Raw genomic sequence first — 17857 nt, forward strand, 5'->3', positions numbered from 1 at the left:
ATGCCGGGCCTTGAGCCGCGCGCAAAAAATAGTAACACGACGATTCAGGGATCGACTTGCCCCATCAGCTCGGGAATCGACTCAGGACGCTTGGCATAGCGCTGGGCCAGCGCCGCGCAGACCATCAACTGGATCTGGTGAAACAGCATCAGCGGCAAGATCAGCACCCCCATGCTCGCCCCGGCAAACAACACCTGGGCCATCGGCACACCGGTGGCCAGGCTTTTCTTCGAGCCGCAGAACAGGATGGTGATCCGGTCTTCCTGGCTGAAGCCAAAAGCCTTGCCCAGCACCGTGGACGCCACCAGCACCAGCGCCAGCAACACACAGCACGCCACCACCAGGCCACCCAGTTCCCACAACGGAATCTGGTGCCAGATGCCTTCGTTGACCGCTTCGCTGAAGGCGCCGTAGACCACCAGCAAAATCGAACCCTGGTCGACGAACTTCAGCCAGGATTTGTTACGCCCTACCCACTCGCCGATCCAGCGACGGGCGATTTGCCCGGCGATGAACGGTAGCAACAATTGAACACTGATTTTCAGGATCGCATCTACGGTGGAGCCGCCATCGCCATGCACATTCAGCAGCAACGTCACCAGCAATGGCGTCAGGAAGATCCCGAACAGGCTCGACGCCGCCGCGCTGCAAATCGCCGCCGGGATATTGCCCCGGGCCAGCGAGGTAAAGGCAATCGCCGACTGCACGGTGGCGGGCAACGCACACAAATAGAGCATGCCCATGTACAGGTCTTTACCGATCAGCGGCGACAACACCGGCTTGAGCGCCAGGCCCAGCAACGGAAACAGCACGAAGGTCAGGCTGAACACCAGCAGGTGCAGGCGCCAATGACCCGCACCGGCAACAATGGCCTGGCGCGACAGTTTCGCGCCGTGCAGGAAAAACAGCAGCGCGATGGCCAGGTTGGTCACCCAGCCAAAGGCCACGGCGGTCTGGCCGCTGGCGGGCAGCAGGGACGCGAGGATCACCGTGGCCACCAGGGTCAGGGTGAAGTTGTCAGGTAAAAAGCGTGGGCGGGTCATAGGCCAATCTTCCAGGGGTTGCCAAGAGCATCGTCGCGACTCTAACGTAACGGCTTGTTACCGACTAACGCCAATGAGCCAGTAAATGCCGCCAAAAGGACATGACAAAACCGTGCGCCGCAGCGTGCCCGGGCTTTCCAGCCTGCCCAGGCCGGTGTATGGCCGCACCGAATCCCTGCCCAACCGCGCGCTGACCCGCCGCCATAGTCACCCGTGGGTGCAGTTGTCCTACGCAATATCCGGGGTGCTGGAGATCCAGACCAGCGTAGGACGCTTCGTCGCGCCACCCCAGCGGGCCGTGTGGATACCGGCCGGCATGCCACACCGGGTGTTCAGTTCGCCCCATACCGAGATGCGCAGCCTGTACCTCGATTGCAGCGTCACCGCCTGGGCGGCCGACCGCTGCCAGGTGCTGGCGGTGAGCAGCCTGTTGCGGGAGTTGATTCGCAGCTTCAGTGAATTGCCGGTGGAATACGCCGAGGATGGCCCGGATGGACGGCTGGCCCAAGTGGTGCTGGACCAACTGGCCGCCGCGCCCCAGGTCGACCTGATGTTGCCGCTGCCGGCCGACGGCCGCTTGCGGCAGATTTACCGCAGCCTGAACCTGCACCCGGAGCAGCAAACCACCCTGGGGCAGTGGAGCCAGAAGCTGGCGGTCAGCGAGAAAACCCTCAGCCGGCTGTTTCTGAGCGACACCGGCCTGACCTTTCGCGCATGGCGCCAGCGCCTGCGATTGTTGAGCGCCCTGCCCGCCCTGGAACAAGGCGAACGCGTGACCGATGTGGCGCTGGCCTGCGGCTACGAATCCACCTCGGCCTTCATCAACGCCTTCCGCCAGCAGTTCGACGCCACACCCGGTGAGTTCTTCCGCTGATCATCAGACAAAGAAGCTCCGAAGCGAAAACTGGATTTCCTATGGGAACCGGTTCCCCTGTGGGAACTCGCCCCCCTGTGGAAACTCGGTCCCCCTGTGGGAGCTGTCGAGCTTTAGCGAGGCTGCGATGGCGGCCTGACTGTCGACATCTCTATTGCCTGACAGGGCCTCATCGCAGCCTCGCTAAAGCTCGACAGCTCCCACAGGGAACCCAGTTGAACAGTTAAACCTCGCTCACTCCCCCGCCTTGGCCAACACCGCCTGCAACAACACATCCGCCCCCGCCGTCGACCACTGCGGATGAATCTCCTCCGCCTCGTTATGGCTCAGCCCCTCCACACACGGCACAAAAATCATCGCCGTCGGCGCCACCCGGTTCAGGTAGCAGGCATCATGCCCGGCCCCGGAAATCATGTCGCGATGGCTATACCCCAACGCTTGCGCCGATGCCCGCACCACCTCCACACACTCAGGGTCGAAGGCAATCGGCGCGTACTGAAAAATCTGCTTCACGCTGTGCTGCAAACCAATCCCCTCGGCAATCCGCGCCACCGCCGCGTGCAACTGCCGATCCTGATACCCCAGCACCGCTTCATCCGGATGCCGAAACTCCACACTGAAAAACACCCGCCCCGGCACCACGTTGCGTGAATTGGGGAAGATATTCGCCATACCCACCGTCGCCCGCCCTTCGGCGCCCTGTTCCAGGCCGATCTGGTTCACCGCCTCCACCACCCGGGCAAATCCGAGCAATGCATCCAGCCGGTGATCCATCGGCGTCGTCCCGGCATGGGCGCTGCGCCCGCTCAGTTCCACTTCATACCAGCGCTGGCCCTGGGCGCCGGTGACCACACCGATGGTCAGGCCCTGTGCCTCAAGAATCGGCCCCTGTTCGATATGCAACTCAAACGCCGCATGCACCGCCTGGCCACCCACCGGATGCGCACCGGCATAGCCAATCTGCTGCAATGCCTGGCCGATGGTGATCCCGGCCTTGTCTTCCCGGGACAGGCCGTACTCCAGGTCAAACACCCCGGCATACACCCCCGAGGAAATCATCGCCGGCGCAAACCGCGAGCCTTCTTCGTTGGTCCAGTTCACCACTTCGATTGGCCGCTCGGTTTCAATCCCCAGGTCATTCAAGGTGCGCACCACCTCCAGCCCGGCCAGCACGCCGTAGATACCGTCGTACTTGCCGCCCGCCGGCTGGGAATCGCCATGGGAACCGGTCAGCACCGGGGCCAGGTGATCCTGGCGCCCGGCGCGACGGGCAAAGATATTGCCCATGGCATCCACCCGAATGCTGCAACCGGCCGCCTCGCACCATTGCACAAACAGGTCGCGACCGCGGCGGTCCTCATCCGTGAGGGCCAGGCGCGAGACCCCGCCCTTGTCGGTGCCGCCGATCTGCGCCATTTCCATCAGCGAGCCCCACAGGCGCTCGCCATTGACCCGCGCCAAGTCGTTCATGAACGCGGCTCCTGGGGTTTGGCCCGGTAGCGGAAGTCACAGCGATGGGCACCGCTCATGATGGTCTGGGTGCGGGTCAGCTTGATGTCCGGGTTGTAGCCGACGATAAACAGTTCGTCGCGGTTGCAGGACAGCAGGTGACCGATCTCGCCCAGGCCCATCTCGTGATACATCTCGGCATAGCGGCAGCGCTTCACGTCATAGTCGTAGTGCTCGGCGTCGCTGGCGATGATCTCGACCTTCAGCGCATCGTCCTTTTCCCAGAGCACTTGCAGCTCGACAAAGCTCTTGAGGTCGGCGCCCTGCTCTTCCAGCTCGGCAAAGTGCTTGCCGGCCTGGATCGCTGCATTGCCCACCGCCTCGCTGATCACCGCCGCCGCAAACTCCTTGCCCTGCTCGCGCACCAGGATCTCGTAGATCGGCTTGATGATTTCGGCTTCGATCCGCCGCCGGGCCAGGATGCCCAGTTCACCTTCCAGCTTGCTCATTGTGTGCCTCCGTAAACCTGTAGGAGCGAGCTTGCTCGCGAAGATATTCCAGGCGCATCGCTGCGTTGACTGTACATTTTTCGCGAGCAAGCTCGCTCCTACAGGGGTGGGTTGTTACTTGCCGCCCGCCACACTGACTGGCTGCCACTGATTACTTTTGACCTCATACACGGTGAACGACGGCTTCTTCAGGTTGCCCTCGGCATCAAACGCAATGGTCCCGGTCACGCCCTGATAGCTGATGGCGCGCAGCACCGGCAGGTACTTTTGCGGGTCCACCGAGTCGGCTTTCTCGATCGCCGCCACCAACACCCCGACACCGTCATAGGCAAACGGCGCGTGCAGTTCGATCGGCGCCTTGTAGCGATCCTTGTAAGCCTGCTCGAACGCCTTGCCACCCGGCATCTGCGCCACCGCCAGGCCCGGCTCCAGGGCAATCACGCCCTCGCCTTCGTTCTGCGCCAGTTGCAGGAAGGTCTGGCTGACAAACCCACCGGCCCCCATCAGCGGTGCCTTGATGCCCAGTTGCTTGATACGCCTGGCCAAAGGCGCGGCCTGGGAATCGACGCCACCAAAGAAAATCAGGTCCGGGTTCTGGCTGCGGATATTGGTCAGCACTGCGCTGAAATCGATGGTCTTGTCGTCGACGTATTCACGAGACACCACCTTGGCGCCACCGGCCTCGATGGATTTGACGAACTGGTCCGCCAGGCCCTGGCCGAATGCGGTGCGGTCGTCGATCACCGCAATGCGCCGGGCCTTGAGGGTGTTCAAAGCATAGTCGCCGGCCACCTGGCCGCCATCGTCGTCATGGCCCATGATCCGGAAGCTGGTGTCGAAGCCCTGCTGGGTATACGCGTGCCCGGTAGCAACCGGGGCGACTTGCGCGATACCTGCATCGTGATAAACCCGCGCCGCCGGAATGCTGGTGCCGGTGTTCCAGTGGCCGACCACGCCCACCACGCCTTCGTCCACCAGGCGCTGGGCCACGGTGACGGCGGTGCGCGGGTCGGACTGGTCGTCCTCGGACAGCAGCTTGAAGGTCACCGCCTCGCCGTTGATTTTCGGGTGTTTGGCGTTGGCCGCGTCGATGGCCAGTTGCGCGCCGTTTTCCAGGTCCTTGCCGATCCGCGCCGACGGGCCGGTCAACGGCCCGGCCAGGCCGATCAATACGGTCTGGTCGGCCTGGGCCATGGCACTCGCCAGGCTGCTCAAGGCCAGGCCGATCACTAGGGTGTGCTTGAAAGTCTTCATCAGTGGTTCCTGTTTCTTTACGGGCTGGTCGGAACACGCCGGGCGTCCGGTAGCGTCAGGGTTGATTCATTCACCGAGGTAGGCACTGCGCACCTCGGGGTGGTCGAGCAATTCATGGGACGGGCCAGTGAGGCTGATACGCCCGGTGTCCATCACATAGGCACGGTCGGTGACCTGCAGCGCGAGCCGGGCGTTCTGCTCTACCAGCAGCAGGGTCATGCCCTGGCGGCACACGTCGTCGATCACCTGGAAGATTTTCTCCACCATGATCGGCGCCAGGCCCATGGACGGTTCGTCCAGCACCAGCAAGCGCGGCTTGGAGAGCAGCGCCCGGGCCAGCGCGAGCATCTGTTGCTCGCCACCGGAGAGCAGGCCGGCGGACTGCTGCAGGCGCTCCTCCAGACGCGGGAAGTGCTCGAACAACTGGCGGATCTCGCGGTTCACCTGTTCGGTGTCACGACGCAGGAAGGCCCCGGCCTGGAGGTTTTCCAGGACGCTCATGCGCGCAAAGATCCCGCGTCCTTCCGGTACCATCGCAATGCCCTGGCGCAGCAATTGGTCCGGCGCCTGGCCGAGGATCGAACGCCCGGCGAAGTGAATCTGCCCCGCCGCTGCCGGCAGCAATCCGGTCAGGGCCTTGAGGCTGGAGGTCTTGCCGGCACCGTTGGCACCGATCAACGTCACTCGCTCGCCTTCGCCGATGTGTAAATCCAGGGACTTGACCGCTTCGATGGCGCCGTAGCGCACCTGCAAGCCGTCGACTTTCAATAAAGGTTCAGACATGGGCGCTGGCTCCCAGATAGGCCTGGATCACGGCCGGGTCGCGGCGCACTTCGGCGGGCGCGCCCACGGCGATCACCTGGCCGTAATCGAGCACGCTGATGCGGTCGCACACCCCCATCACCAGCTTCACGTCATGCTCGATCAGCAGCAGCGTGTGGCCGTCGTCGCAGATCTTTTCCAGCAGGCCGCGCAGTTGCACTTTCTCGGCAGCGTTCATCCCGGCGGCCGGCTCGTCGAGGGCCAGCAAACGTGGTTCAGTGGCCAGGGCCCGGGCGATTTCCAGGCGGCGTTGGTGGCCGTAGGACAGGCTGTCGGCGCGGTAATTGGCGAACCCCGCCAGCCCGACATACGCCAACAGGCGATGGGCATGGGCGCGGGTTTGCGCTTCTTCTTCCCGGGCTCGACGATGGCGACTCAAGGCGGCCCACACGCCATTGCGGGTGCGCACATGGCGGCCGACCATGACGTTTTCCAACGCGCTCATGGTGTTGAACAGGCGGATATTCTGGAAGGTCCGGGCGATGCCGGCCTGGGCCACCTGGTGCACGCTGGCCGGCTTGTAGTCCTCGCCGTCGAGCTGGAAGCGCCCGGAATCCGGGGTATACAGGCCGGTCATCACGTTGAAGAAGGTGGTTTTACCGGCGCCATTGGGGCCGATCAAGCCATAGATCTCCCCAGGCTGGATGCTCAGGCTCACGTCGGTGAGCGCCGCCACGCCGCCGAAGCGCTTGTTCACCTGGTCAATCTGCAACAGCGGCTGATTCATCGTGCCACTCCTTTTGGCCACAGGCCTGCCGGTCGATAGAGCATCGCCAGGATCAGCGCGAGCCCGTAGAACAACTGACGAATGATTTCCGGGTCCACCAGCACCTGGCCGAACAGCGCCTGCTGCAACGGGCCCATGCTCGCGCGCAAGGCTTCGGGCAACGCCGCCAGCAATACGCAGCCGAGAATCACCCCCGGGATATGGCCCATGCCGCCGAGCACCACCATCGCCAGCACCGCGATGGACTCATTGAGAGTGAAGGACTCCGGCGAGACAAAACCCTGGAACGAGGCGAACAACGCCCCGCTCACGCCGCCAAACCCGGCACCGATGGCAAACGCCAACAGCTTCAAGCGCAGGGTGTTGACGCCCATGGCCTGGGCCGCTTCCTCATCTTCACGAATCGCCACCCAGGCCCGCCCGATGCGCGAACGCTCCAGGCGAATGCAGGCAAACAGGATCAGCACCACCAGCGCGGCGAACAGGTAGTAGTACAGATAGACCGAAGGCAGGCGCAGGCCAAACAGCTCCTGGGTGCGCCCGAGGTTGATCCCCAGCAGGTTGACCGGGTCGACCTGGGAAATACCTTTGGGCCCGTTGGTGATGTTCACCGGGCGATCCAGGTTGCGCAGCAATATGCGGATGATTTCACCAAAGCCCAGGGTCACGATGGCCAGGTAATCACCGCGCAGGCGCAAGGTCGGTGCGCCCAACAACACGCCAAAGCCCGCTGCCAGCAACGCGGCCAAGGGCAGGATCAACCAGATCGAGGTGTGCATGCCCGCCGGCAGCAGCGCCATCAGCGCCGGGAATTGCTGCAACAGATGCGGCGAGGACAGCAATGCGGCGAGGTACGCGCCCACTGCGTAGAACGCGATAAAACCCATGTCCAGCAGCCCGGCGTAACCCACGACGATGTTCAGGCCCAGGGCCAACATGATGTACAGCAACGCGAAATCGAGGGTGCGCACCCAGGTATTGCCACCGGCATGCCCGACAATCCAAGGCGCCAGCACCAGCGCCACGGCGAACAATACAAGGCCGAAGCTGGCGCGCTGGCGGGAGGTATTCAGGACACTCATGCGCGGGTCGCCAGTCGTTCGCCCAACAGCCCCGAAGGACGAAACACCAGCACCGCGATCAACACGATAAAGGCAAACACATCCTGGTAATTGCTGCCGAACACACCCTGGGTGGCAGCGCCCAGGTAGCCGGTACCCAGGGCCTCGATCAACCCCAGCAGCAGGCCGCCAAGCATCGCGCCCTTGAGGTTGCCGATGCCGCCCAATACGGCCGCGGTAAACGCCTTGATGCCCGGCAGGAAACCCATGTAGAAATGCGCGCTGCCGTAGTTGCTCGCCATCATGATTCCGGCCAATGCCGCCAGGGCGCCGCCAATGGCAAAGGTCAGCACGATGATGCGATTCGGGTTAATGCCCATCAGGCTCGCCACCTGCGGGTTCTCGGCCACGGCGCGCATGGCCCGACCAAAGCGTGTGCGTTCCACCAGCACCAGCAGCGCGACCATTACCGACAGTGCGACGGCAATGGTGGTCAGGGCGGTAGCGTTGGTGATCGCCGGATGCGCCGAAGCGCCCGCGAGCACTTCAATCGGTTCCAGCGGCAGCAGTTGCGGGAACATCTGCGGGTTACGCGTCCACACCAACATGGCGACGGTTTGCAGCAACAACGACACCCCGATGCCGCTGATCAATGGCGCCAGGCGCGGCGCATTGCGCAGGCGCCGATAAGCGACCCGCTCAATCAGCACCGCGAGTACCGCGCAGAACGCCATGGCAATCACAGTGGCTGCCAGCAGCACCAGCACCGGCGGCATCGCCGGCCATGTCACCTGCAACAGGCGAATCACCGAGAGGCCCACCAAAGCGCCAATCATCAACACATCGCCATGGGCAAAGTTGATGATCCGCAAAATGCCGTAGACCATGGTGTAACCCAAGGCCACTAGCGCGTAGAGACTGCCCGTCATCAAACCATTGAGCAGCTGCTGGATAAACGCATCCATGGAAACCATCGACCTCACTACTGACGAGGGCGGCACACTAAGCATCTATTCTGTTTTTATCAAATATCAGAAATTCATATGGTTATGCCAAACGTATAAAGCGCTATAACCGCCATAAATACGGCATTTATGGCTCTTTATTTGCCATCTCACTTAGTATTTAATTCAACACATGAATAATTTAGAACAATTAGCCAATGACCCGCCGTTGCGTGCCGTGCGCACCTTCGAAGCGTTTGCCCGCCACGGCGGAGTGAATTCCGCCGCCCGCGAGCTGGACGTGTCGCCCTCCGCCGTCAGCCATCAACTGCACCTGCTGGAAAGCTTTCTGCAGCAACCGCTGACCTTGCGCCAGGGCCGCAACCTGGTGCTCACCGAAGAAGGCCGCGAGTACTACCGCGCAATTCGCTCGGCCTTCGCCGTACTGCGCAGCGCCACCGAACACGTGCGGGAAAAAAGCGCCACACGCCAGGTCACCATCAGCCTGATCCCGCTGTTCGGCATCAACCTGTTCATCCCGCGCCTGGCACAGTTCCTCAAGGACCACCCGGCGCTGGACATCAACGTCACCTACGCCAACCACCGCAGCTACCCCAGCGACGCTGCCGATTTATCGATCCGCTTCGGCACCGGGCACTGGCCGGGGTACCACAGCGAGCCGCTGATTTCCGGGGCGGTGACGCCGTATTGCAGCCGCGCATTCCTGGAGCAACACGGGCCGATCGACACACCTGAGGCGCTGAGTGAATTACCGCTGTTGCACGACGAAGAGCGCGGCACCTGGAGCCAATGGTTCCAGGCCGCCGACGTGCATCACGGGACCGCGTTGAATGGTTTGCTGCTGGAGGATGGTCAGTTGGCGCTGACGGCCACGCTGACCGGATTGGGCTGCTCACTGCTGCGCGCGCCACTGGTTGCGCCGCATGTGGCAAATGGGGAGTTGGTGAAGCTGTTTGATCTACAGGTCGATGATGGCCGCCAGTACTACCTGTGCCGGCGGGCCAACAGCGAGTTGTCGAGCGAGGGGAATCACTTGTACGACTGGATCAAGAACAACCTTGCGGGAACCTGAAAACACCGCAGATCCAATGTGGGAGCGGGCTTGCTCGCGAATGCGGCGGTTCAGCCAGCACATGTCTCGACTGACCCACCGCATTCGCGAGCAAGCCCGCTCCCACATTTTTGTGTGCGTTTCAATTCAGAATGGAGTCAGCTGCCGTTCCCGCCGTGCGCCTCTTCAAAGAAGTAATCCTTCCAGCTCCCCGCCTTGTTCTTCAACACCCCCAACTCCTGCAATTTCTCGGCATAGATATAGGTACGCTGCGGCACGATGGTGAAGTCGATTTCCGGGTCCTGGACAATCTTCTCCACCAGCGCCAGCGGTAGCTTCGACTGCTCTACACGAATGTAAGCCTGGGCAGCTGCCGGCTTGTCGGCCTTGATGATTTTCTCGGCCTCGGCCAACGCGTCATAGAACGCCTTGTAGGTCTTGGGGTTCTCGTCGTGGAATTTCTCGGTGGTGTACAGCACGTTGAACGTCGCCGGGCCGCCGAGAATGTCGTAGGAACTCAGCACCTTGTGCACCTTGGGATTCAACAACTCCTGGTACTGGAACGGCGGGCTGGAAAAATGCGCGTTGATCTCCGAACCGCCGGCAATCAACGCGGCGGTCGCGTCCGGGTGCGCCAGGCTGATGGAGATATCGTCGAATTTCTTGTAGTTGTCGTTCCCGAACTGCTTGGCGGTTTCAATCTGCAAGGTGCGCGACTGAAAACCCACGCCCGCGGCCGGTACGGCGATGCGGTCTTTTTCGCTGAAGTCCTTGAGGGTCTTCACATCCGGGTTATTGGTCAGCAGGTAGTTGGGCATCGAGCCCAGCGAGGCGATGGCCTTGACGTTCTGCTTGCCCTTGGTGCGGTCCCACAGCGTGAGCATGGGCGGCACACCCGCCGACACCACGTCCAGCGCGCCGGCCAGCAGCGACTCGTTCATCGCGGTGGCGCCGGAGATACTGTTCCACTCCACCTTGATGTCCAGGCCCTGCTCCTTGCCGTGTTTCTCGATCAGGTTCTGGTCACGAACCACGTCGAGGATCAAGTAGCCGATGCCGAATTGCTGGGCGATGCTGATCTTGCCTTCGGCGTGTGCACCAAGGCTGAGGAGCGCACTGGCTGCTGCCAGGAGCGTCAGGGTGGGTCGTTTTATTATCATGAGAACGCTGCCGCGAGGTTGAGAAGGGTTGCGAGCGTAGCGGCCCACGTACAGTGCGAAAAAGAATATCGCGATCTATGGATATACGAAAAACACTGCCCGCCGGCGCTGCTATATTGCGCGCCTGTGCCTGATGTCATCCCCGGAGCCACTCTGCATGCTGCGCACCAACCTCAACGAGATGCTGATCTTCATGGCGGTGGTCGATGGCGCCAGCTTCGTCGCCGGTGGCCAGGCGATGGGCCTGACGCGCTCGGCGGCCGGCAAAGCCGTGGCGCGCCTGGAAGACAGCCTTGGTGTGCGCCTGTTGAACCGCACCACCCGCACCTTGAGCCTCACCGACGAAGGCCGCGCGCTGTATGACCAGGGTCTGGAGATCCTCGCCGCAGTGGACAACGCCCAAAGCCGCATCGGCCAGCCCACCGGGGTACCGCGCGGTTTATTGCGGCTTACGCTGCCCGATGCGTTCGGGCGCAAGGTGTTGCTGCCGTTGTTGAAGAAATACCTGCACGCCTGGCCCGAGGTGCAGGTGGAAGTCAGCTTCAGCGACCGCACGGCCGATATCGTCGAGGACGGCTTCGACCTGGCCATCCGCATCGGCAGCGCCAACACCGACCGCCAACTGGTTTCCCGGGTGGTCGCTCGTTATCAGGCGCTGCTGTGCGCCGCACCGGACTATCTCGCCGAGCACGGCATACCCCGGGACATGGACGCCCTCGCCCACCACGACTGCCTGTATTTCAGCAGCCGCACGCGCAAGCAAAGCTGGCGCTTTCGCGAAGCGGACGGCACCTGGGTCAAGGCGTACGGGCGCAGCCGCCTGCGCCTGGACAGCGGCGAAGCACTGCGCGACGCTGCCGTGTCCGGGCTGGGCATCGCCTTGCTGCCGGACTTCGTGGTGGCCGAGGACCTGGCTGCCGGGCGCCTGGTACAGGTGCTGCCCGACCTGGACGCCGGGGACGTGGAGATCCTGGCGATGTACCCGAGCAAACGCTTCCTGGAGCCTCGGGTACGGCGCTTTATCGACCTGATGGTGGATGAGCTGGCGGGCTGATCAGTCGGCGTGGGCAATCACCTTGATCTCGACGATCTGTGCATCGGACGCCAGGTAATTCACGCCGACCAGGGTCGCGGCCGGGCGATGCTCACCGATGTATTCTTTCCACACATTGACCACCGCTTCAAAATCGCGCTTGGCATGCACCAGGAAGAAATCCACCGCGGCAATGTTCGAGCGGCCAACGCCGAAGCCGGCCAGCACATGGTCGAGGTTCTCCAGTGTCTGGCGGGTCTGGGCGGCGGCATCACCGTCAACGAACTCACCTTCCAGGGTGTGAGAAAACTGCCCGGCAATATAGATCGTGCCATTGACGCGGTAGCCCTGGCTGACGCTGTTGCCCTCTTCCCATGAAACGCCGTGGTTGTAGATCGTGGGTTTGCTGCTCATGTCGGTTTCCTTGGGGGATGATTTAAGGAAACTGTAACAAGGGCATTGGCGAATGGACGTCCCCACTGAGGCGACCAATATTCTAACCTGCAGAAAATGATGCCATAGTGAAATCAATCACTTGCAAAGGCATAAGGAACCCGCCATTGATCGACCTCATCCAGCAGTTTGCATTGCTTCGTGCCAAGCACCATCGGGCACCGGGCTTCAACCTTTTCTCCCTACTGCGCAGTAGTTCCGACGAGGTAAAGCTTCATTCTCGATATTTGGCCTTCCTGCTGAACCCGCAAGGCACGCACAACGCTGGGCATAAACCGTTGCAACTACTGCTGGAAGTGCTCGGCATCGAAGGCTTCGATTGCAGCAGCGCTACCGTCCATAACGAACACAAAAAGATCGATATTTTTGTGCGCAACCGTGAGCGGCAAGCGGTGATCATCGAAAACAAGATCTACGCCTGTGATCAGGTTGAACAACTGACGCGTTACCACTCAGCCATTCTCGCTGAAGGCTATCGATCCCCCCACACTGTGTACCTGACGCTGGAAGGAGCCGACGCACACAAAAAAAGCAGCGGCGACCTGAATTACAAACGCGCGAGCTACAGGCACCACATCCTCACCTGGCTGGAAAAATGCCTGCCACTGGTCGTGCGCGAGGCAGGCGTCCGAGAAAGTCTTCTGCAATACACCGATCTGATTAAACGGCTCACCTCCAACGATCAAAGCGAGACCTACATGGAAAAGCTCACGCAAGAGCTGCTGAAAAACGACAATCTGCTGTTAGTCAAAGACATTCAGAAGGCCTACATCCAAGCGCTAATTACGCTGCAGATTGACCTATGGCAAAAAGTCGTCGACAGCGTCAAGCACCGATACACCGACATGCCGGAACCGACCGTCACAGCGACGCCCGAAGCGGTCAATCACTATTACAACGGTACTCGGGACAACAAATATTTTGGTCTCTACTACAACTCAGCGTCTGGCGGCGTCTACTTGGAGTTGAACCATTACCTCTATTGCGGATACATCGGATCTGAGACCAAAAACAGCGAAGTTTTCAAAAAACTACAGAAGCTCAGCAATGCGATCCCTAAGAATGACATCGGTGAAAACGGTCTGATGTGGCAGTACACCCATACCAAACTCAACCTTAAAGACCCCAGCACCGAGCATTTGGCCCTATTGCTCAGCGATGCGTCACGCGCGCAGCTGGCCGACAGCATCGCAGATGACCTGTATGAACTCTGGGCCAACGTCCGCGACTTCATCTGATCCCATACGACCGGTCACGCCTGCGATGATTGGCAGCGAAAAATGCCCACGCCGTCGATACGACTGGTATTGTGCCGCGCTTTGAAAAACCAGCCGTAGACCCACGAGGAAATGGACCTTGAACACTGACGAAAAAATGACCGGGGACCTGTTCGAGGTGGACAAACGCCTGTCACTCAAGCCCGTGGTGGACTTCAACAACTACCTGCGCAGTGCCTTCGGCGATGGCCCCTGCACCTGCATCCGCTGCGTCGCCAGCGAAGGCAACGAGGCCGGTTACGAGTTTCAGCACACCTTCGATTTCGACGGCAAAAAAACCCACCGCCGCTTCGCCTCCACCGCCGGCAGCGACGTGCTGCTGATACTGAAGAAAGCCTGGTTGTCTTACACCAAGGCCGAGCTGCCGTTGAGCGGCGCGCTGGCGCTGGACACGGTGAAGGAATTTGTCGAGCCGCAGCTGCACAAGCGCGTGGCGCCGCTGTTCCTGGCCAGTGGGTTGGTCAAGGATGTGGAAGGTGAGTTGCGGATGCAGCCGCAGGCCGCGGGCTGATCATCGACGGCTACCGCTAGATGTGCTGCCAGTTCTTGTAGACAAATTCCAGGCTGTAGCCGTCGGGATCCAGCACGTTGGCCGCGTAGTAGTTCGGGTCATAGTGCAATCGTGCCCCAGGGGCTCCATTGTCGACGGCGCCCGCGTTCATCGCCGCCAGGTAAGCCGCATCGACCTCGACCCGGCTGCCGGCGACGAACCCCACATGCACCGCCCTGCCCTCGACCGCGCCCTCGCGCAACCAGAAGAAGATCCGCCCGTTCGCGCCGAACCCCTTGAGGTCCGGGTGGCCCGGCGGACCGTCCTTGCCGTCGTAGTCGTGGCGCGTGGTGATGCCCAGCGGCGCAAGTGCGGCCTGGTAGAAATCGATGGAGCGTTGAATGTCGCTGACCGACAAAAAGATATGATCCAGCATGCTGTCGCCTCGCTCTTCAGATGATGTAGCCGCCCGCGACCTCGATCGTCTGGGCATTGATCCAGCGGCCTTCGTCCGACAGCAACATGGCGATCACACGCGCCACGTCCTCTGGCTCCCCAACCCGACCAAGGGCGGTTTGTGCAGCCAGCAGCGCTTCGAACTCATCATTGAGCCCGCCGCCCAGTTCGGTGCGGATGGCGCCTGGAGAGACGGCATTCGCACGGATCTGCCGCTCGCCAAACTCCTTGGCCATGTAACGGGTGAGTACATCCAGCGCGCCCTTGAAGGCTGCGTAAGGTGCTACGCCAGCGGTGGCGACGCGAGTTGTCGCGCTGGTGAGGTTGACGATGCAGGCGTGGGCTTGCAGCAGCGACAACAGGGTTTGAGTCAGGAAAAACGGCCCTTTGAGGTGCACATTCAGCAGGCCGTCGAACTGAGCCACGGTGACCGATTCCAGGGGATTGAACAGTCCATAACCGGCGTTATTCACCAGGCCATTCAACCCACTCACACCCCAGGTGGCCGATAACGCCTGCTTTACCGCCTCGCCAAAACCTTGGAAGGAACTGATGTCGGCCACGTCCAATGGCAGCGCGACCGCCTTGCCGCCCGACGATACGATTCGCTGCACAACCGCCTGGGCGGCCTCTGGATGATTGTTGTAGGTCAGGATCACGCCCATGCCTTGCCGGGCACACAGTTCTGCGGTACTGGCACCAATGCCACGGCTGCCGCCGGTAATGAGGATAACGCCCATGTGTGGCTCCACTGCTTGCTCAAATGAGTCACCACAGTAGGCTTGCGCGCCTGCGCCGACGCAGCCGTTCCTGCTCGAAACCTGCCTGTTTCTGCTTTTTGCTTGCACAGGGCACACCTGGGCGCTCAGCATGCCCGGCATGAACACACAACTGATCGAACTGCGTACCCTGGCCGCCAAGGCTGAAAACCGCCGCACTGAAACCGGCATCCCGCGGGTGGCCATGGTCCAGGGCGCGATTCCCGAGCACATGCTGGCCGCGGTGTACGACCCGATGATCAACCTGATCCTGCAGGGCAGCAAATCCATGACGGTGGGTGATCGCACGCTACGATACGACCCGGCGACCTATTTCGTGATGTCCATCGAACTGCCCGCCGTGGGCACCGTGCACCCGGCGGCGACCGGCGAACCCTACCTGGCGGTCAGCCTGACCCTCGACCCGACGGTACTCGCGACGCTGCTGAGCGACTTGCCCAAACCTGCCGGGCGCTACGACCACGATGCGGGTTTTTCCGTGGCCGCCGTCACCCCCGAACTGATGGACGCCTGGCTGCGCATGCTGCGGCTGATGGGCAACCCTGAGGCGATCACAGCCCTCGCGCCGGTATACGAGCGCGAGATCCTCTACCGCGTATTGCAAGGCCCCCACGGCTGGATGCTGCGTGAAATCGCCGCGCCGGACACCGCCATGGCCCGGGTGAGCCAGGCCATCCAGTGGATCCGCCGGGACTTCGCCGAACCGATCCGGGTCGAAGTCCTGGCACAGAAAGCCGCAATGAGCGTGTCGGCCTTTCACCGCCACTTCAAGGCCGTCACCAACCTGAGCCCGTTGCAGTACCAGAAGCGCGTGCGCCTGCTACAGGCGCGCACGCTGATGGTGGGCGGCGCCAGGAACGTCACCAGCGCCGCCTTCGAAGTCGGCTATGAAAGCGCCACCCAGTTCAGCCGCGATTACGTCCGGGTGTTCGGCCTGCCGCCGGCTCGCGATGCCGCGCGAATCCTCGGAGAAAACCGGAGCCCGAAGGCACGCTGACCACAACGTGCTAGCCTGCCATCGCACGCCCCACGACAAGGAGTTGCCGATGGCCGAACCAAGCAAAAAGATGAGCCTGATGGGCCTGACCACCCTGGTGGCGATCAACATGATGGGCTCGGGCATCATCATGCTGCCCGCCAGCATGGCGCAATTGGGTGCGATTTCGCTGCTGTCGTGGCTGATCACCGCCGTGGGCTCGATGGCGATCGCGTACTGTTTTGCCCAGTGCGGCCTCTTCTGCACCCGCACCGGCGGCATGTCGGCCTACACTGAAGAGGCCCACGGCAAGTCGGGTTTCTTCCTGTGTTCGTTCCTGTATTTCCTGTCGCTGATCATCGCCAATGTGGCGATTGCGATTTCGGCGGTGGGCTACCTGTCGTCCTTCATCCCGTGGCTGGGCAGCGGCCCCATCCCCTTGTTCATCGGCACCCTCGGGCTGATCTGGCTGACCACCGTGGCCAACTTCGGCGGGCCGCGCCTGACCGGGCGGATCGGCGTGGTCACCGTATGGGGCGTGATCATTCCCGTGGCGGGCTTGAGCGTGATCGGCTGGTTCTATTTCAAGGCCGAGGTGTTCAGCAATGCCTGGAACCCCAACCAACTGCAACTGTGGGATGCGATTGGCGCGAGTATCCCGCTGACCCTCTGGGCGTTCCTCGGCATGGAGTCCGCGGCCCAGGGCTATGACGCGGTGGAAGACCCCAAGCGAACCGTGCCGCTGGCCTGCCTGCTGGGCACCCTCGGCGCGGCGCTGGTGTATGTGCTGTCCACCAGCGTGATCCAGGGCATCGTGCCTAACGCCGAACTGGCCGAGTCTTCCGCGCCGTTTGCCCTGGTGTATGCGCAGATCTTTACGCCGCTGGTGGGCGATATCATCATGGCCCTGGCGGTAGTGGCGTGCATCGGCTCGCTATTGGGCTGGCAATTCACCCTGGCGCAAACGGCCAAGATGTCGGCGGACCAGCGCCTGTTTCCGCGCTTCTTCAGCCGGGTCAGCCGCGCCCACGCGCCGGTGTTGGGGCTGATTGCCTGTGCGGCGTTGCAGAGCCTGATTGCCTTGTCGACCATCTCGCCCACGGCCAGTGCGCAGTTCGGCAAGTTGGTGAACCTGGCGGTGGTGACTAATTTGATTCCTTACGTCACTGCGCTGACTGGGCTGCTGGTGATGATGCACAAAGCGCGGGTGGCGGCCTCGATTTATGCACGCAATACCACGGTGTTGATGATTGCCGTGGGGTATTCGCTGTATGCGATTTATGCGTGTGGTGAGGAGGCGGTGTTTGGTGCGACGCTGGTGTTGGCGTTTGGGTATCTGTTGTATGGGTTTTTGGCGCGGCGGTTTATCACGGCCGGTGGTGGGTGAATATCCGTTATTTTGGTGATGGCTGAGATTGGTTCCGCTCTTACAGCGGCTCACTTTTGAACAGCGCAAAAGTAAGCAAAACGCTCTTGCC

19 protein-coding genes are annotated in these 17857 nt (G+C 61.7%); 7 read left to right on the forward strand and 12 right to left on the reverse strand.

Going from position 1 to position 17857, the window contains the following annotated elements:
• Positions 1–44 precede the first annotated feature (44 nt).
• Positions 45–1043 (reverse strand): bile acid:sodium symporter family protein, encoded by a 999-nt coding sequence (locus AC3WKX_RS28805; protein ID WP_087694198.1) that lies wholly within the window; start codon positions 1041–1043, stop codon positions 45–47.
• A gap of 85 nt (positions 1044–1128) precedes the next feature.
• Between AC3WKX_RS28805 and AC3WKX_RS28810 the strand changes: the two genes are divergently transcribed.
• Entirely contained in the window at positions 1129–1917 is a 789-nt protein-coding gene (locus AC3WKX_RS28810) for an AraC family transcriptional regulator (protein WP_102605897.1), read from the forward strand.
• A 234-nt stretch (positions 1918–2151) separates the two neighbouring features.
• Here AC3WKX_RS28810 and AC3WKX_RS28815 read toward each other — a convergent pair whose 3' ends face one another.
• From AC3WKX_RS28815 to AC3WKX_RS28845, 7 genes are all read right to left on the reverse strand, one after another.
• Positions 2152–3387, reverse strand: coding sequence for a Zn-dependent hydrolase (locus tag AC3WKX_RS28815; RefSeq protein ID WP_102605898.1), 1236 nt, complete (start codon positions 3385–3387; stop codon positions 2152–2154).
• Entirely contained in the window at positions 3384–3875 is a 492-nt protein-coding gene (locus AC3WKX_RS28820; protein WP_102605899.1) for an L-2-amino-thiazoline-4-carboxylic acid hydrolase, read from the reverse strand. Before AC3WKX_RS28820 ends, AC3WKX_RS28815 begins: the two co-directional genes overlap by 4 nt.
• A 114-nt stretch (positions 3876–3989) precedes the next feature.
• A complete protein-coding gene (locus AC3WKX_RS28825) occupies positions 3990–5129 on the reverse strand; it encodes a branched-chain amino acid ABC transporter substrate-binding protein (protein ID WP_102369347.1) in 1140 nt (379 codons plus the stop codon).
• Between the two features lie 66 nt (positions 5130–5195).
• Complete coding sequence (locus AC3WKX_RS28830; protein WP_008436935.1) at positions 5196–5912, reverse strand: ABC transporter ATP-binding protein; 717 nt, start codon at positions 5910–5912, stop codon at positions 5196–5198.
• A complete protein-coding gene (locus AC3WKX_RS28835) occupies positions 5905–6678 on the reverse strand; it encodes an ABC transporter ATP-binding protein (protein WP_102605900.1) in 774 nt (257 codons plus the stop codon). Before AC3WKX_RS28835 ends, AC3WKX_RS28830 begins: the two co-directional genes overlap by 8 nt.
• Entirely contained in the window at positions 6675–7760 is a 1086-nt protein-coding gene (locus AC3WKX_RS28840; RefSeq protein WP_087694203.1) for an ABC transporter permease subunit, read from the reverse strand. The genes AC3WKX_RS28835 and AC3WKX_RS28840 overlap by 4 nt, the downstream gene beginning before the upstream one ends.
• Positions 7757–8704 (reverse strand): branched-chain amino acid ABC transporter permease, encoded by a 948-nt coding sequence (locus AC3WKX_RS28845; RefSeq protein WP_008436930.1) that lies wholly within the window; start codon positions 8702–8704, stop codon positions 7757–7759. Before AC3WKX_RS28845 ends, AC3WKX_RS28840 begins: the two co-directional genes overlap by 4 nt.
• Before the next feature lie 172 nt (positions 8705–8876).
• Here AC3WKX_RS28845 and AC3WKX_RS28850 point away from each other — a divergent pair, with 172 nt between their 5' ends.
• Complete coding sequence (locus tag AC3WKX_RS28850) at positions 8877–9776, forward strand: LysR substrate-binding domain-containing protein (protein ID WP_003207960.1); 900 nt, start codon at positions 8877–8879, stop codon at positions 9774–9776.
• A 137-nt stretch (positions 9777–9913) separates the two neighbouring features.
• On the opposite strand, the gene AC3WKX_RS28855 is transcribed toward AC3WKX_RS28850, so the two are convergent.
• Positions 9914–10915, reverse strand: coding sequence for an ABC transporter substrate-binding protein (locus AC3WKX_RS28855; RefSeq protein WP_003207959.1), 1002 nt, complete (start codon positions 10913–10915; stop codon positions 9914–9916).
• Positions 10916–11072: 157 nt separating this feature from the next.
• Here AC3WKX_RS28855 and AC3WKX_RS28860 point away from each other — a divergent pair, with 157 nt between their 5' ends.
• Complete coding sequence (locus tag AC3WKX_RS28860; RefSeq protein ID WP_102605901.1) at positions 11073–11969, forward strand: LysR family transcriptional regulator; 897 nt, start codon at positions 11073–11075, stop codon at positions 11967–11969.
• Here the strand turns inward: AC3WKX_RS28860 and AC3WKX_RS28865 are convergent, their stop codons facing one another.
• Entirely contained in the window at positions 11970–12362 is a 393-nt protein-coding gene (locus tag AC3WKX_RS28865; protein ID WP_003207956.1) for a RidA family protein, read from the reverse strand.
• Positions 12363–12508: 146 nt separating this feature from the next.
• Here AC3WKX_RS28865 and AC3WKX_RS28870 point away from each other — a divergent pair, with 146 nt between their 5' ends.
• Positions 12509–13639 (forward strand): PDDEXK-like family protein, encoded by a 1131-nt coding sequence (locus AC3WKX_RS28870; RefSeq protein WP_102605902.1) that lies wholly within the window; start codon positions 12509–12511, stop codon positions 13637–13639.
• Positions 13640–13757: 118 nt separating this feature from the next.
• On the forward strand, positions 13758–14189 hold the full coding sequence (locus AC3WKX_RS28875) for a hypothetical protein (RefSeq protein ID WP_032899607.1): 432 nt from the start codon (positions 13758–13760) through the stop codon (positions 14187–14189).
• A 16-nt stretch (positions 14190–14205) separates the two neighbouring features.
• Here AC3WKX_RS28875 and AC3WKX_RS28880 read toward each other — a convergent pair whose 3' ends face one another.
• Together AC3WKX_RS28880 and AC3WKX_RS28885 are read right to left on the reverse strand one after the other, a co-directional pair.
• The gene (locus tag AC3WKX_RS28880) at positions 14206–14604 is read right to left on the reverse strand and encodes a VOC family protein (RefSeq protein WP_102605903.1); all 399 of its coding nucleotides are present in this window, start codon (positions 14602–14604) and stop codon (positions 14206–14208) included.
• Positions 14605–14620: 16 nt separating this feature from the next.
• On the reverse strand, positions 14621–15364 hold the full coding sequence (locus AC3WKX_RS28885) for an SDR family NAD(P)-dependent oxidoreductase (RefSeq protein ID WP_102605904.1): 744 nt from the start codon (positions 15362–15364) through the stop codon (positions 14621–14623).
• Between the two features lie 139 nt (positions 15365–15503).
• Between AC3WKX_RS28885 and AC3WKX_RS28890 the strand changes: the two genes are divergently transcribed.
• Both AC3WKX_RS28890 and potE read left to right on the forward strand, forming a co-directional pair.
• Positions 15504–16400, forward strand: a complete 897-nt coding sequence (locus AC3WKX_RS28890) for an AraC family transcriptional regulator (protein WP_173883059.1) — start codon at positions 15504–15506, stop codon at positions 16398–16400.
• 49 nt (positions 16401–16449) lie between these two features.
• Positions 16450–17766, forward strand: a complete 1317-nt coding sequence (gene potE, locus AC3WKX_RS28895) for a putrescine-ornithine antiporter (RefSeq protein ID WP_102605905.1) — start codon at positions 16450–16452, stop codon at positions 17764–17766.
• Positions 17767–17857: the final 91 nt, after the last annotated feature.

Source organism: Pseudomonas sp. GP01-A4 (assembly GCF_058780865.1).